14 protein-coding genes are annotated in these 14,517 nt (G+C 66.7%); 7 read left to right on the top strand and 7 right to left on the bottom strand.

The genetic code is table 11. The features are described 5' to 3' along the window. Positions 1 to 31: 31 nt before the first annotated feature. From H7J93_RS29260 to H7J93_RS13450, 3 genes are read left to right on the top strand one after another with little or no spacing between them, the layout of a single operon-like run. Positions 32 to 955: an FAD-binding protein gene (locus H7J93_RS29260; RefSeq protein ID WP_267306763.1), complete on the top strand. Its 924-nt coding sequence runs from the start codon at positions 32 to 34 to the stop codon at positions 953 to 955. Between the two features lie 48 nt (positions 956 to 1,003). Continuing rightward, positions 1,004 to 1,900, top strand: a complete 897-nt coding sequence (gene purU, locus H7J93_RS13455) for a formyltetrahydrofolate deformylase (RefSeq protein WP_267306762.1) — start codon at positions 1,004 to 1,006, stop codon at positions 1,898 to 1,900. A gap of 11 nt (positions 1,901 to 1,911) precedes the next feature. After that, a complete protein-coding gene (locus tag H7J93_RS13450) occupies positions 1,912 to 2,364 on the top strand; it encodes a MaoC family dehydratase (RefSeq protein ID WP_267306761.1) in 453 nt (150 codons plus the stop codon). 89 nt (positions 2,365 to 2,453) lie between these two features. On the opposite strand, the gene H7J93_RS13445 is transcribed toward H7J93_RS13450, so the two are convergent. Then, entirely contained in the window at positions 2,454 to 3,281 is an 828-nt protein-coding gene (locus H7J93_RS13445) for a mycofactocin-coupled SDR family oxidoreductase (protein WP_267306760.1), read from the bottom strand. Further along, positions 3,278 to 4,462, bottom strand: coding sequence for an acyl-CoA dehydrogenase family protein (locus H7J93_RS13440; protein WP_267306759.1), 1,185 nt, complete (start codon positions 4,460 to 4,462; stop codon positions 3,278 to 3,280). The genes H7J93_RS13445 and H7J93_RS13440 overlap by 4 nt, the downstream gene beginning before the upstream one ends. A 71-nt stretch (positions 4,463 to 4,533) precedes the next feature. Between H7J93_RS13440 and fabG the strand changes: the two genes are divergently transcribed. The 4 genes from fabG to H7J93_RS13420 are packed head-to-tail and all read left to right on the top strand — an operon-like array spanning position 4,534 to position 8,407. After that, positions 4,534 to 5,319, top strand: a complete 786-nt coding sequence (fabG, locus tag H7J93_RS13435) for a 3-oxoacyl-ACP reductase FabG (RefSeq protein WP_267306758.1) — start codon at positions 4,534 to 4,536, stop codon at positions 5,317 to 5,319. Continuing rightward, complete coding sequence (locus H7J93_RS13430; RefSeq protein ID WP_267306757.1) at positions 5,316 to 6,536, top strand: acetyl-CoA C-acetyltransferase; 1,221 nt, start codon at positions 5,316 to 5,318, stop codon at positions 6,534 to 6,536. The genes fabG and H7J93_RS13430 overlap by 4 nt, the downstream gene beginning before the upstream one ends. Continuing rightward, entirely contained in the window at positions 6,533 to 7,726 is a 1,194-nt protein-coding gene (locus H7J93_RS13425) for an acyl-CoA dehydrogenase family protein (RefSeq protein ID WP_267306756.1), read from the top strand. Before H7J93_RS13430 ends, H7J93_RS13425 begins: the two co-directional genes overlap by 4 nt. Before the next feature lie 3 nt (positions 7,727 to 7,729). Further along, complete coding sequence (locus H7J93_RS13420) at positions 7,730 to 8,407, top strand: GntR family transcriptional regulator (RefSeq protein ID WP_267306755.1); 678 nt, start codon at positions 7,730 to 7,732, stop codon at positions 8,405 to 8,407. 51 nt (positions 8,408 to 8,458) lie between these two features. On the opposite strand, the gene H7J93_RS13415 is transcribed toward H7J93_RS13420, so the two are convergent. From H7J93_RS13415 to H7J93_RS13395, 5 genes are read right to left on the bottom strand one after another with little or no spacing between them, the layout of a single operon-like run. Continuing rightward, positions 8,459 to 9,946, bottom strand: coding sequence for a class I adenylate-forming enzyme family protein (locus tag H7J93_RS13415; protein ID WP_267306754.1), 1,488 nt, complete (start codon positions 9,944 to 9,946; stop codon positions 8,459 to 8,461). After that, positions 9,939 to 11,450 (bottom strand): class I adenylate-forming enzyme family protein, encoded by a 1,512-nt coding sequence (locus H7J93_RS13410; protein WP_267306753.1) that lies wholly within the window; start codon positions 11,448 to 11,450, stop codon positions 9,939 to 9,941. Before H7J93_RS13410 ends, H7J93_RS13415 begins: the two co-directional genes overlap by 8 nt. Then, positions 11,443 to 12,903, bottom strand: coding sequence for a class I adenylate-forming enzyme family protein (locus H7J93_RS13405; RefSeq protein ID WP_267306752.1), 1,461 nt, complete (start codon positions 12,901 to 12,903; stop codon positions 11,443 to 11,445). Before H7J93_RS13405 ends, H7J93_RS13410 begins: the two co-directional genes overlap by 8 nt. Then, positions 12,903 to 13,694 carry an enoyl-CoA hydratase/isomerase family protein gene (locus H7J93_RS13400; protein WP_276021825.1) on the bottom strand — a complete coding sequence of 264 codons (792 nt, stop codon included), beginning with the start codon at positions 13,692 to 13,694 and terminating at the stop codon, positions 12,903 to 12,905. Before H7J93_RS13400 ends, H7J93_RS13405 begins: the two co-directional genes overlap by 1 nt. Then, positions 13,691 to 14,494 (bottom strand): enoyl-CoA hydratase/isomerase family protein, encoded by an 804-nt coding sequence (locus tag H7J93_RS13395; protein ID WP_267306750.1) that lies wholly within the window; start codon positions 14,492 to 14,494, stop codon positions 13,691 to 13,693. Before H7J93_RS13395 ends, H7J93_RS13400 begins: the two co-directional genes overlap by 4 nt. Positions 14,495 to 14,517 lie beyond the last annotated feature (23 nt).

Raw genomic sequence — 14,517 nt, 5'->3', positions numbered from 1 at the left:
CCGTCCACCAGCGGTAATTAGGTAGCTGATCGTGAACTGGGATCTCGACGTCGACGTGGTGTGCACCGGCTTCGGTGTCGCTGGACTGGCATCCGCGATCTCCGTCGTCGATCTCGGCGCCGCGGTCTTCGCGACCGCATCGCTGGGTATCGGCACAGTTGCCGATGCATCCGCCGTTCCCGCCGAGCGGCTGAACCTCGGGGACCCCGCCGATTTCGTGGACCCCGAGACAAGCGCCTACCTGTCGTCACTGTCCTCCGATGTCGGCCTGGTCCGTCAGCATGCGCGCTCGGTCGATGTCCCGATCAGCGTCGTACGCGATGTTCCCGCCGAGGTGGGTCGCACGATCGCACCGTTCGTCGGTGCACGGCTTCGAGACTGGGCGGCGCGATGCCTGGCATCGCCATACGGATTCCTGCACACGCGGCTTGCCGACTTCGGAACGACGACGCAGCACATCGCGGACGGTGAGCGGATCGAAGTCGCCGAGATCGGGTCGATGTCGCCCGCCGACTGCGCCAGCGGTTCGGTTTTCGACTGGGTAGCGGCCCAGGCACACGACCGGGGCATCGAGCTACAGCCCGACTGCGCGCTGCAACGTCTGGTGATCGAAGATGGTGACGCCGTCGGTGCGGTCTTCGACACCCCCCGCGGGGAACTGGCAGTACACGCCCGGTACGGCGTCACGTTCGCCACCAGCAATCCGCGCCTCAACATGACGGCTCCTCATCGATTCCCCGCGGGTGATGCGGACGTGAAGGTCTGCCTCGTCGGCCGGCAGGCGAGTCGGTTCGGCCGGCTCGAGCTGATCACGTCGGAGCCGCTGGCGTCCGGCGTCATGTCGTCGTGCCGACCCGACATCCGGCAGGTGCATGCCGGTCTGCGTCAGACGCGCGGCCAGTCACCCGTGGCGCGTTGTGCCTGGGGCGACGGTTATCCGAGCGTCGGCCGCTAGCGATTCGATCGGGCACTTCGGGGCCGTTGGTGTGACACCCTGATGTAGGTGGCCACGGGATACCCGGACGCGGGGCGGGGCTCACTGCCGGCGCAGGACATCGGCAGGCTGCTGTTGCGTTGTGAGGACCGGCCGGGGCTCGTCGCGGCAGTCAGCGCGTTCCTGGCCAGCGCCGGGGCGAACATCGTGTCCCTGGACCAGCATGCGACCGCGCAGTCCGGCGGCACGTTCATGCAGCGCACCATCTTTCATCTGCCCGGGCTAACAGCGGCGCGGGACACGCTCGAGCGGGAGTTCGCGGAACAGGTTGCGACGAAGTTCGACATGGATTTCCGGCTCACCGAGGCGTCCAAGCCCAAGCGCGTCGCGATCATGGCGTCCAAGGAGGACCACTGCCTCCTTGACCTGCTGTGGCGCAACCGGCGTGGCGAGATTCAGATGTCGGTGGCGATGGTGATCTCCAACCACCCGGATCTCGCCGACCAGGTGCGGGCGTTCTCTGTGCCGTTCATCCACGTGCCGGCGACGAAGGACATCCGGGAGGAGGCCGAGCGCCGCCAACTGGAGTTGTTGCGCGGCAACGTCGACCTGGTCGTGCTGGCGCGGTACATGCAGATCCTGACCCCGCGATTCCTGGCGGAGGTCGGCTGCCCGATCATCAACATCCACCACTCGTTCCTGCCGGCCTTCCTCGGGGCCGCGCCATACCGGCGGGCCAAGGAACGCGGCGTCAAGCTCGTCGGCGCGACCGCGCACTACGTCACCGAAGACCTCGATGAGGGGCCGATCATCGAGCAGGACGTGGTCCGGGTGGATCACCGGCAGGATGTCCAGGACCTGGTTCGGCTCGGCGCCGATGTGGAACGCCTCGTATTGTCGCGTGCGGTGTTATGGCACTGTGAGGACCGGATCATCCGGTATGAGAATCAGACAGTGGTCTTCTAGAAGGAGCAGCAGTGAAAACGTTCAACGGGCTCGACGAGTTGGCCGCGGCGGAAGGCACCCAGCTCGGACCGTCGGACTGGCTCGAGGTCACGCAGGAGCGCGTCAATCTGTTCGCCGACGCGACCGACGACCATCAGTGGATTCACGTCGACCCCGAAAAGGCGGCGAGTGGACCGTTCGGCGGGACGATCGCGCACGGTCTGCTGACGCTGTCGCTGCTGCCGCATTTCACGCATCAGCTGTACACGGTCACCAACGTCGCGATGGCGATCAACTACGGCTACAACAAGGTTCGCTTCATCACGCCCGTGAAGGTGGGCGCGAAGATCCGCGCCCGCGCCGAGATCACCAAGGTGGACAAGCTCGACGGCGGCGTGCAGGCAACGATGACGCTGACCGTGGAGATCGAGGGCTCGGAGAAGCCCGCCGCGGTGGCGGAGTCGATCGTCCGCTTCCTCGGCTAGTCACCCCTTTCCGCGAGCAGACGCAAAAGTCCCCGACACGCCGCGTGTTCGGGGACTTTTGCGTCTGCTCGCGAGGGGTCGCGAAAGGGTCAGAACTGCGTCGAACCCTGGTCGACCGATATCGCCTGCGCCGTCACCATTTTCGACTCGTCACTGGCCAGCCAACAGACGGCGTCGGCGATGTCTTCGGGCTGCGCCACCCAGGACGGCAGGAAGGGCGTCAGCACGTTCAGCAGGGCGCTGTTGCCGACGACCTCGGCAGCCTTGGCGATCGCCTCGACCATCTCCGGCGACCCCATCTCGGTGACGACGGGGCCGGGGTGCACGCTGTTGACGCGAATCGAATGCGTGCCGAGTTCGGCGGCGAACGCGCGCGCCATCCCCGTGACGGCGTGCTTGCTGGCCGTGTAGTGAATCATGAACGGCTGCAGCTTGACTCCGGCGGCCGAGCTGATCAGGATGATCGACCCGCCGCGGCCGCCGTCGACGATGTGCTGAGCACCGGCCATCACCGTGTTCCAGGTACCGGTGAGGTTGACGTCGATGACGTCGCGCCACTCGTCCGGGGTGATCGCGTTCCAGGCGTGCGGCGCGGTGATGCCCGCGTTGGCGACGATGATGTCGAGCCGGCCCAACTCGGCGACGCCGTCGTCGACGGCCTTGCGCAACCCGTCGTGGTCGCGGGTGTCCACGGCGTAGGACAGGACGCGCTGCCCGGTGGCCTCGACCAGTCGCACCGTCTCCTTGAGATCCTCCGGCGTCGCCGACGGGTAGGGGACACATTCAGGCAGTGGCCCCGCGATGTCGACGGCGATGATGTCGGCGCCCTCGGTGGCCATGCGGACCGCATGCGCGCGGCCCTGCCCGCGTGCTGCTCCGGTGATGAATGCGACCCTGCCGGCTAGGCGCCCGCTCATTTGCTCTCCCTTTGTGCGGCTTTGACGAGGTTGCCCCCGATGATGAGTCGCTGGATCTCACTGGTGCCCTCGTAGAGGCGCAGCAGACGGACATCACGGTAGATGCGCTCGACGGGGACCTCCCGCATGTATCCGCTGCCGCCGTGGATCTGCACCGCGAGATCGGCTACCTGACCGACCATTTCGGTGCAGAACAGCTTCGCGGCCGACGGTGCGATCCGGCGGTCCTCGCCACTGACCCACAGCTTGGCGGTGTCGCGCACCAGCGCCCGCCCGGCGAGCACGCCGGTCTGCTGGTCGGCGATCATCGCCTGCACGAGCTGGAAGTTGCCGATCGGGGTACCGCCCTGCGTGGCGGTGGCCGCGTACGCGACCGACTCGTCGAGCGCGCGCTGTGCGGTGCCGACGGCCAGCGCCGCGATGTGGACGCGGCCCCGCGCCAGCGAGGTCATCGCCGCCCGGTATCCGATGTCCTCGCTGCCGCCGATGAGTGCGCTCGCGGGTACGCGAACGTCGTCGAAGCTGACGTCGGACGTCCAGGCGCCTTCCTGGCCCATCTTGGCGTCCTTGGCGCCGACCACCACTCCGTCGGTGTCGGCGGGGACGAGGAACACCGCAATGCCCGCACCCTTGTCGTCGGCCGGGCGGGTCCGCGCGAAGACGACGAAGAGGTTGGCCGTCGGCGCGTTGGTGATAAAACGCTTCTGGCCGTTGATGATCCAATCTGCGTCATCTTCGGAGCCGTCACGGACGGCCTTCGTGCGTAACCCCGACGGGTTGGACCCGGCGCCCGGTTCGGTCAGCGCGAAGGAGGCGACCACGTCGCCGGTGGCCATCGGCTCGAGCCACCGCGACTTCTGCTCATCGGTGCCGAACCCGACGAGCACCTGTCCGGCGATGCCGTTGTTGGTGCCGAACATCGAACGCAGCGCCAGCGAGGTATAGCCCAGCTCCATCGCGAGCTCGACGTCCTGCGCGAGATTCAGACCGAGCCCGCCCCATTCCTGAGGGATCGCGTAACCGAAAAGCCCCATCTTCTTGGCCTGCTCGCGCAGATCGTCGGGCACCCGGTCGTCGGCGAGGATCTCCTGCTCGCGGGGGACGACGGCGGTGCGGACGAAGTGTCGTGTCTGCGCCAGGATCTCCTGGAAATCCTCATCGCTGACCTCGGATGTCGTCATCGGGGGACGTTCCTCTCCGGCGAGTGGGCCCATGGACCGGCAAATCATATATGAAATATGATGTGCGACCGATGGGCCCCCTACCGGGGCTTCCGCCAGCCAAGAGGAGTGATCAGGTGTCATTGCTGACCGGTCAGACCGCCGTCATCACAGGAGGGGCGCAGGGCCTCGGGTACGCGATCGCGGAACAGTTCATCGCCGAGGGTGCACGTGTGGTGCTCGGCGATCTGGACCTCGGTACCACCGAGGCCGCGGTGAAACAACTGGGCGGCGATCAGGTCGCACTCGCGGTGCGCTGCGATGTGACCAAAGCCGATGAGGTCGACGGGCTGGTCGCCGCCGCCGTCGAACAGTTCGGCGCTCTCGACATCATGGTCAACAACGCAGGCATCACCCGCGACGCGACGCTGCGCAAAATGACCGAGGAACAGTTCGACCAGGTGATCTCGGTCCACCTCAAGGGCACGTGGAACGGGTTGAAGGCGGCGGCGCCGATCATGCGGGAGAACAAGCGTGGCGCGATCGTCAACATGTCGTCGATCTCCGGCAAGGTCGGGATGATCGGGCAGACGAACTACTCGGCTGCCAAGGCGGGCATCGTTGGCATGACGAAGGCAGCCTCCAAGGAGCTGGCGCACCTCGGCGTGCGGGTGAACGCGATCCAGCCGGGGCTGATCAGGTCCGCGATGACCGAGGCTATGCCGCAACGGATTTGGGACTCAAAGGTCGCCGAGGTGCCAATGGGACGGGCGGGTGAACCGTCGGAGGTCGCCAAGGTGGCGTTGTTCCTCGCCAGCGATCTGTCGTCCTACATGACGGGCACCGTGCTCGAGGTCACCGGCGGGCGGCACCTGTGAGCACACGCGAGGCCGTCATCTGTGAACCGGTGCGCACGCCCATCGGGCGGTACGGCGGGATGTTCAAACCGCTGACGGCGGTGGACCTCGGCGTCACGGCGCTCAAGGGCTTGCTGGAGCGCAGCGGCATCGCACTCGACGCAGTGCAGGATGTCATTCTGGGCCACTGCTATCCGAGCAGCGAGGCGCCGGCCATCGGCCGCGTCGTCGCGCTCGATGCCGGTCTCCCGGTGACCGTGCCCGGTATGCAGGTCGACCGCCGATGCGGATCGGGTCTGCAGGCCGTGATTCAGGCCTGCCTTCAGATCGCCAGCGGCGACAACGATCTCGTCGTGGCAGGTGGTGCGGAGAGCATGAGCAATGTCCCCTTCTACTCGACGGATATGCGTTGGGGCGGAGCGCGATCGGGCGTCAAGGTGCACGACGCGCTCGCGCGTGGACGGACCACCGCGGGTGGGCGGCACTACCCGGTCCCCGGCGGCATGCTGGAGACGGCCGAGAACCTGCGCAAGCAGTACGGAATCTCGCGGCAGGAGCAGGACGAGCTGGCGGTGACGTCGCACCAGCGGGCGGTCGCGGCGCAGAAGGACGGCATCCTCGCTGAGGAGATCATCCCCGTCGCGGTCCGCACCCGCCAGGGCGAGGAGATCATCGACACCGACGAGCACCCCCGCGCCGACACGTCGGTGGAGTCGTTGGGGAAGCTGAAACCCGTTCTGATCAAAGATGATCCAGACGCGACCGTCACGGCGGGCAACGCCAGTGGGCAGAACGACGCCGCGTCCATGTGCATCGTCACCACCCCGGAGAAGGCCGAGCAACTCGGCTTGACTCCGCTGGTGCGGCTGGTGTCGTGGGGTTCGGCGGGAGTCGCGCCCAACGTGATGGGCATCGGCCCGGTGCCCGCGACGGAGGTCGCGCTCGCCAAGGCGGGCCTGTCACTGAGTGACATCGATCTGATCGAGCTCAACGAGGCGTTCGCCGCGCAGGCGCTCGCGGTGATGAAGGAGTGGAAGTTCGGCCCCGCCGACCTGGACCGCACCAACGTGCACGGCTCGGGTATTTCGTTGGGTCACCCGGTGGGTGCGACCGGTGGGCGGATGCTGGCCACGCTCGCGCGGGAGCTTCAGCGGCGCGAGGCCCGCTACGGGCTGGAGACGATGTGCATCGGCGGTGGGCAGGGCCTGGCCGCGGTCTTCGAGAGGATCGGAGCGTGACCAGACTTGCCCAGACGCTCGGCCTGACGGAGTTTCAGACCGAGATCGTCGCCAACGTACGGCAATTCGTCGACAAGGAGATCATTCCCGCCGCCCAGGAGCTCGAACACGCCGACACCTACCCGCAGGCGATCGTCGACCAGATGAAGGAGATGGGCCTGTTCGGGCTCATGATTCCCGAGGAGTACGGCGGGCTCGGGGAGTCGCTGCTCACCTATGCGCTGTGCGTCGAGGAACTCGCGCGTGGCTGGATGAGCATCTCCGGGGTGATCAACACGCATTTCATCGTCGCGTACATGATCCGCCAGCACGGCACCGATGCGCAGAAGCAGCATTACCTGCCGCGGATGGCGACCGGCGAGACGCGCGGCGCGTTCTCGATGTCCGAGCCCGAGCTCGGGTCCGATGTCGCCGCGATCCGCACCAAGGCCAAGCGCAACGACGACGGCACTTACACCATCGACGGCCAGAAGATGTGGCTGACCAACGGCGGCAGCTCGACACTGGTCGCCGCGCTGGTGCGCACCGACGAGGGTGCCGAGAAGCCGCACCGGAACCTGACAGCGTTTCTGGTCGAAAAGCCAACGGGTTTCGGTGAAGTCGCGCCGGGTCTGACCATTCCGGGGAAGATCGACAAGCTCGGATACAAGGGCATCGACACGACGGAGCTGATCTTCGACGGCTACGTGGCGCAGGCCGGCGACATTTTGGGTGAAGCACCCGGCCAGGGTTTCTTCCAGATGATGGACGGCATCGAGGTGGGGCGCGTCAACGTGTCCGCAAGGGCCTGCGGCGTCGGGATCCGCGCGTTCGAGCTCGCGGTGAAGTATGCGCAGCAGCGGCAGACGTTCGGCAAGCCGATCTCAGAGCATCAGGCGATCGCGTTCCAGTTGGCCGAGATGGCGACCAAAGTCGAAGCGGCGCATCTGATGATGGTCAACGCTGCACGGCTGAAGGACTCCGGCGAACGCAACGACGTTGCGGCGGGCATGGCGAAGTACCTTGCGAGCGAGTTCTGCGCCGAGGTCACCCAGCAGAGCTTCAGGATCCACGGCGGTTACGGCTACTCGAAGGAGTACGAGATCGAGCGGCTGATGCGCGACGCCCCGTTCCTGCTGATCGGCGAGGGCACGAGCGAGATCCAGAAGCAGATCATCAGCAAGCGACTGCTCGCCGACTATCGGATCTGACCCGTGTCCCTTCCCGAGATCCCGCAGGCCCTGGCCAGGACGCAACTGGCCGAAGATGTTGCGCGCATCGTGCGCAAGCGCATCTTCGACGGCACCTATGCCGCAGGCACATACGTGCGGCTGGACCAACTGGCGGCGGATCTGGGTATCAGCGTGACGCCGGTGCGCGAGGCGCTGTTCGAGCTGAAGGCCGAGGGGTTGCTGGCGCAGAAGCCGCATCGCGGCTTCGTGGTGCTGCCGGTGACGGGTCGCGATCTGACCGATGTGTCCGATGTGCAGGCCTACATCGGAGGCGAACTCGCCGCCCGCGCGGCGGCGAACATCACCGACGAGCAACTGCGTGAACTGCAACGGATCCAGTCCGATCTGGAAGATGCGTATGCGGCGGACGACGACGAGCGCGCGGTCAAGCTCAATCACGAGTTTCACCGTGCGATCAACGTCGCCTCGGATTCGCCGAAGCTCGCCCAGCTGATGTCGCAGATCACCCGATACGCGCCGGAGTCGGTGTTCCCGATCATCGCGGGCTGGCCGGAGAAGTCGAACAAGCACCACCGTCGAGTGCTGGACGCCTTGGAGAAGCGCGACGAAAACCTCGCTCGCACGGCGATGTCGGAGCATCTCGCGGAGGGCGCGCAGCCGCTGATCGAGCACCTCACGGCGCGGGGAGTGGTCACCTAAGCGTCGCGAGCAGACGCGAAACCCCCCATTTTGACCCCATTTTGGGGGTGTTCACGTCTGCTCGCGCAATAAGTCGCGCAGGGCGCGGACGTCGACCTTGCCCGTCGCCTTGCGCGGAATCGCATCGTCGGAGTCGACCGTCAGCCACACGGTCGGAACCTTGAACGCGCTTAGCCGCTTACGCGCCGCGGCGCGCAGCTCGTCCACCGCCATCGCGGATATCACGACGGCGCCGACGGCTCCGGCCACCTCGGTCACGAAAGCGCCGTCAACGCCGTCGATCGTGCGCAGCGCCGTTTCCACCTCGCTCGGATAGACCGTCGCGCCGCTGACCTTGAACATGTCGTCGGAGCGACCGTGATAGAACATGAACCCCTCGTCGTCCAGGTGGCCGAGGTCGCCGGTGGGGTAGAAGCCGTCAGGCGTGAACAGGTCTTCGCGACTGCGACGACAGATAATCCGCATGACGTGGGGCCCGCGGATCTGGATCTCGCCGATCGTGCCCGGCGCGACGGGTGTACCGGTGTCGGTGTCGACGATGCGAACTTCCATGCCGTCGAACGGTTTTCCGCAGCTGCCCCAAGCCGACCGTGGCATGTCGGTGTCGGCCGGATAGCCGCAGTACGGGCCGAACGACTCGGTCATCCCGAACAGCCGCGCCCGTGCCCCGGGCTCGGACCGCTGATCGGCGGGCAACAGCGCCTCGAGGCTGCCTGGTCGCAGCGACGACAGATCGGCTGCCACGGAGTCGGTTTGGCGTGCGAGCGCCTCTGCCTGGTCCGGCCAGCCGCGGAACAGCGTGACGTGTTCACGCTCGAGCAACCGCAGCGTCGTCTCCGGGCGGGGTATCTGCTCCGTCACCAGGGTGGCGCCGGCCAGCAGCGCGGACAGCACACCGCTGCCGAACCCGCCGACCCAGAAGAAGGGCATCGGCAGATACAGCCTCGTGTCGGCGTCGATGCAGCGGGCCGCCAGGCCCGACCGGACCGCGCCGAGCGCGTTGCCGTGCGAGTGGATCACGCCCTTCGGCGGGCCACTGCTGCCTGAGGTGAACATGATGGCCAGCGTGTCGCTGGGGGTGACTGTAGCGGCCACCGCGTCCACGTCACCGCCTGCACCCTTCGGCAGATCGGATGCATCCCACACATGGCGCAGCGCAGGAAGATTCGACCATTCCGCAGCCACGTCATCGAGATAGCGGTGGCCGCGGAACTCCTGCACCGCGATGAGGTATTGGACGGAGGCGAAGCGCAACTGGGCGACGAGTTCGGGTGCCTGCAGCAGGGTGCTCAACGGCACCAACACAGCCCCGATACGGGTCAGCGCGAGAGCGATCTGAACCCACTGCACGCAGTTCGGCATGATCAGCCCGACGCGGGTGCCCTTGGTGACACCCGCGGCAAAGAATGCCGCCGCCAGATCGCGGGTCACCACGTCCAGTTCGGCGTAGGTCATCCTGGTGTCCGTGTCGATCACCATCGGCTTGTCGGCGTTGCGTGCCGCGTGCAGCCGCATCAGGTCGTCGATCGTGTCAGGCATCGAACACCTTTGTCAGACGCGGGATGTCGATCTTGCCGCTCGACATCAAGGGGACATTCGAAGCGCGTATGGCGGCGAAGCGCCGCGGAATCTTGTACGCGGACAGCTCGGCCTTGAGTCGCTCCCGCAGGGTGGCTTCATCGAAGTCGACGCCGTCGTCGAGCACGACGACCGCCGCCACCACCTGCCCGCGCTCCGGGTCGGGCAGGGCGACGACGTGCGCCACGAGACCGGAGACCTTGGCGATGGCCTTCTCCACCTCCGCCGGTGCGACGTTCGCCCCCGCGGTTTTGATCATGGCGCCGCGACGGCCGATGAAGTACACGAAGCCGTCGGCATCGGTGCGGACGAGATCGCCTGTGTGGAACCAGCCGTCGGTGTCGAAGGACTCCTCGCGGCTGCGCTTGTAGTAGCGCTGCATCAGGAACGGCCCTCTGACCCACAGTTCGCCGACCTGCCCTACCTCTACGCTCGCACCGGTGTCGGGGTCGACGACCGCCGTCTCGAAGCCCGGTGCCGGCTTGCCGAACGATCCCCGCCGATGCTCGGGTTGGTCGGTCTCGTCGTCGCTGATCGTGATGACGCTGCCGGTCTCCGTCATGCCGAGCATGCCGTGCCGCAGCTCAGGATCGGCCGGACGTACGTCGGGCGCCATGATCGGGTATAGGTTGCCGCGGCGCATTGACGACAGATCGCGCTGCGGAAGGCTGGGATGACGGGCCAGATGCGCGATGCCTGCGACGAATCCGTTGGTCATGGTCGGCTTCTCGGCCTCCAGCAGGTCGAGGGTGTCTGCCGGATCGACGGCGTTGGAGCACACCAGCGTCGCGCCGGCGAGCAGGCAGGCCAGTATCGAGAACGCTATCCCGCCCACCCAGAAGAAGGGGGAGTTGCAGAACAACTTGTCATCTTCGGTGAGCCCGCGGATCTCGTTGAGCACCCGCTGATGCTCGAGCAGCGACGCGTGTGTGTGCACGACACCCTTGGGGGCACTGGTGGATCCCGACGTGTAGATGATCGCCAGCACGTCCGAGGCGTCGACGTCGGCCTCCATCGCCTCGAACATCGTCTCATCGACGACGCTCTCCGGTTCGGACTCGATCAACACGTGACGGAGCAGGGGAAGGCTCGACCTGTCGATGTCGCCCAATCGCCTCCGGTAGTCGTGGCCGCGGTAAGACGCTGCGGAGAGCAGGATCTCGACGTCGGCGTGGGCAAGCTGCGTCGCCATTTCCGGAGCGGTCGAGAACGTCGACACCGGAACCACGACCGCGCCGATGCGTGCGGCGGCCAGCATCGCGACGATCCAGTCGGCACCGTTCGGATACAGCACTCCGACGTGCGTGCCCTTGCCGGCGCTTAGGGCGAGGAGGCCGCGGGCCAACTCGGCCGAGCGACGATCCGCCTCCGCGTAGCTGAGTCTGTCGGTGTCGCACACCAGCAGCGGATGGTCGCCGCGACGGCGCGCCTGGTTGCGCAGAACGTCAGCGACAGTGTCAGGCATGTTCGACGGAGGTGAAGTGACTGCGGACAGCGGTCAGGTCGGCCTTGCCGGACGGCGTTCTCGGGATCTCGTCGACCACCGCGATGTCAGTGGGAATCTCGTAGCCGGCCAGACGTGTTCGGATGTGGTCGAGCAGCGCGTCCACCTCGACTGGTGCCCGCAGTTCGACCATGGCCACCGGTGTCTCGCCGAGCCGCGCGTCGGGCCTGCCCACGACTGCGGCGCCCCGCACCGCCGGGTGGCTCTCCAGCGCGGTGCGCACGTCATCGGGCATGACCTTGAAGCCGCCCCGGATGATCGCCTGATCTGCGCGGCCCAGGATCCACAGGAATCCGTCCGTGTCGATGCGCGCCATGTCCGTGGTCCGCATCCACTCCCCGCCGGGCCCGAGCTGACCCGGCTTGACCTCGAGCAGTCCCGGCTGGTCGACGCCGACGGGTGTGCCGTTGTCGTCGACGACGCGCAGCTGCGCACCCAGTGTCGCTCTGCCCACGCTGCCGCGCTTTGTCTGCCAGTACTCTTGATAATCCCGCAGCGTCCATCCCGCGACACCGCCGCCGAATTCCGTTGCGGCGTACGACGTGAGGACCGGGATACCGAACTTCTCGGTGAACGCGTCGGCATCGTCGGCCGACAGCGGTGCCGTCCCCGAGGTGACCGCGCGGATGCTCTGGAGATCGTCGCGGGTCAGGTCGGAGTGAAGCACAGTGCGCAGCGCGGCGGGGACCAACGACACCGCTTGGGGTCGGTGCCTGCGTACGGCATCGGCCCACCGATCGAGGTCGAACCGATCCAGTAGCGCGAACGACCGTGCTTCACAGACACATTGAAGAACACGGAACACGCCACCGATGTGCACCAGGGGTGCGTTGACGATCGCGACCCCGCGCCGCGATTCGGTCGGCGGTGGGGCGACGTCGAAGTCGGTGCCGATCACGCTGCGCGCCAGCATGTCGTAGGTCAGGTCGATTCTCTTGGGCGGGCCGGTCGTGCCGCTGGTCAGCATTCGCACCGCCACCTCGGGACGCCCGGCGTCCGGGTTCTGCTCCGACGCCGTGCTCACGTCGGGTGCGTCGGCGAGACGCCCAAGAGCCACGGTGGTCGTGTGCGCCGCGGGCGTCACCAGCGTCGTCAGATCCTCGCCGGTACCGATGACCACCGGCAGGCGTAGCGATTCGATGTCGGCTCTGATGCGCTCGTCGCCGCGGGACGGGTTGATGACGACGACGGTGCCGCCGCTCATCAGCACGCCGAGGAATGTCGCTATGTGAGCCGGTGTGTTACGCAATAGGATTCCGACCTGGCGCCCGGTCACGTCGAGCGCCTCGATGCGCCGCGCCAGAGCGGCGATCTCACCCCGCGTCAGCCACCGACCCTCGTACTCGACGGCGGGCCCGTCGGGCCGTAGCTCGAGGACGGTGCGGATACGTCGGCTCAGGGCGTGCCCGGCCATCAGCGCAGCCTCGGCGCCGGCCTGTCGCCGGGGGAGCGGGCGGCGAGTTCGGCCTGTCCGATCGGGTTGCCCAACCTCGTGTAGATCAGGTTCTGCTCCATCGCCGCGCGATAGGGCTTGTCCAGCGACTCCCAGATCGCCTTGACGGTGCCCTGCGTCGCCGACGGCGGTTTGGCCGCGATCGATGCCGCGATCTCGTGAGCACGCGCCCAGAGGCGCTCCGCGGGAACGACTTCGGTCACCAGCCCGATCTGGCGCGCGGTCTCGGCGCTGACCCGTTCGTCGTTGCCCATCAACGCGATTCGCAGCGTTTCACCCAAGCCCACGCGGCGCATCAGGCCGATGGGCTCCAAGGCGCACACCAGGCCGGCACTGACGTGCGAGTCGAAGAACGTCGCATCGTCGCTGCAGATGACGACGTCGGACTCGTTGACGAAATAGAAGGCGCCCGCAGTGCACATGCCCTGCACGGCACATACGACGGGTTTCCACATCTTCTGCCACTTGGGGCTGAGGAGTTCTCCGGGATCCTCGTGGTTCCAGACGTTGTCCGGCTGCCCGTAGGGCGATTTGATGTCGAGACCCGCGGAGAACGCCCTGTCGCCCGCCGCGCGTACCACCACGGCGTTGACCGAATCGTCGAGTTTGACCGTCCGCCACGCCTCTGCCATCTCCTCGCACATCGTCCTGTTGAACGAGTTGAGCGAATCCGGCCGGTTCAATGTGATGGTGGCGACGTGGTCGACCGCGTCCACGTCGAGCAGGATCGTCTCGAAAGCCGGCGCGGTCATCGGCACTGCCAGTTCGGGGCGCGCTTCTCCATGAACGCCTTCGGGCCCTCGTCGGCGTCCTCGGTGCGAACCACACGTTCGCGGAAGGTCTCGGCCAGAATCTCGGCTTCGTGCAGCGGCAGGTCGAGGGTCTTGTGGATCGCCAGCCGGGTGCCCCGAACTGCCAGCGGTGCATTGGAGTTCACGATGTCGGCGATCTCGTGGGCGCGGTCGAGGAGTTTGTCGTGTTCGACGACCTCGCTGATCATGCCGAGCTCGTAGGCCCGCTGAGCGCTCATCCGTTCGTGCTTACCCATCAGCGCCATCCGCAGTGCGATATTGCGGGGGAGTACGCGGGCCAAGCGCACCATTTCACGGCCCGCGACCAGGCCGATGCTCACATGCGGATCGAAGAACGTCGCCTTCTCGGACGCGATCGCGATGTCGCCGGTGGTGATCCAGTCCAGGCCTGCGCCGCAGCACAGTCCGTTGACCGCCGTCAGCACGGGCTTCGCCATGCGGCGAAACGGTGGTGTGCCCTCCTGCGGCGCTTCCCACTGGTCATAGGTGGTCAGGTACGGCCGTTCGTAGATCACCCTGCCGTCCTCGGGAATCTCGCCGACATCGGCGCCGGTGCAGAACGCGCGACCGGTGCCGGTCACGATCACAATCCAGACGTTGTCGTCGCTCTCCGCCTCGTCATACGCGGTGCGAAGCTCGGTGATCATCGCGGGACTGAGCGCGTTGAGCGCGTTGGGCCGGTTCAGCGTGATCGTGGCCTTGTGCCCGTCGACCTCGTAGGTGATGTCGTCAAATGACATGGTTTCGTCCTCTTCCGTCCGGG

Source organism: Mycobacterium barrassiae (assembly GCF_025822765.1).
Lineage (GTDB): Bacteria > Actinomycetota > Actinomycetes > Mycobacteriales > Mycobacteriaceae > Mycobacterium > Mycobacterium barrassiae.
Note: the sequence above shows the minus strand (reverse complement) of the source record. Positions and strands in the feature narration are given on the sequence as shown.

What these genes read in the sequence shown, in the direction of transcription:
- H7J93_RS13445 (WP_267306760.1), bottom strand. Translation starts at nt 3,281, where the DNA reads ATGAGCGGGCGCCTAGCCGGCAGGGTCGCATTCATCACCGGAGCAGCA.
- H7J93_RS13440 (WP_267306759.1), bottom strand. Translation starts at nt 4,462, where the DNA reads ATGACGACATCCGAGGTCAGCGATGAGGATTTCCAGGAGATCCTGGCG.
- fabG (WP_267306758.1), top strand. Translation starts at nt 4,534, where the DNA reads ATGGGCCCCCTACCGGGGCTTCCGCCAGCCAAGAGGAGTGATCAGGTG.
- H7J93_RS13415 (WP_267306754.1), bottom strand. Translation starts at nt 9,946, where the DNA reads ATGCCTGACACGATCGACGACCTGATGCGGCTGCACGCGGCACGCAAC.
- H7J93_RS13410 (WP_267306753.1), bottom strand. Translation starts at nt 11,450, where the DNA reads ATGCCTGACACTGTCGCTGACGTTCTGCGCAACCAGGCGCGCCGTCGC.
- H7J93_RS13405 (WP_267306752.1), bottom strand. Translation starts at nt 12,903, where the DNA reads ATGGCCGGGCACGCCCTGAGCCGACGTATCCGCACCGTCCTCGAGCTA.
- H7J93_RS13400 (WP_276021825.1), bottom strand. Translation starts at nt 13,694, where the DNA reads ATGACCGCGCCGGCTTTCGAGACGATCCTGCTCGACGTGGACGCGGTC.
- H7J93_RS13395 (WP_267306750.1), bottom strand. Translation starts at nt 14,494, where the DNA reads ATGTCATTTGACGACATCACCTACGAGGTCGACGGGCACAAGGCCACG.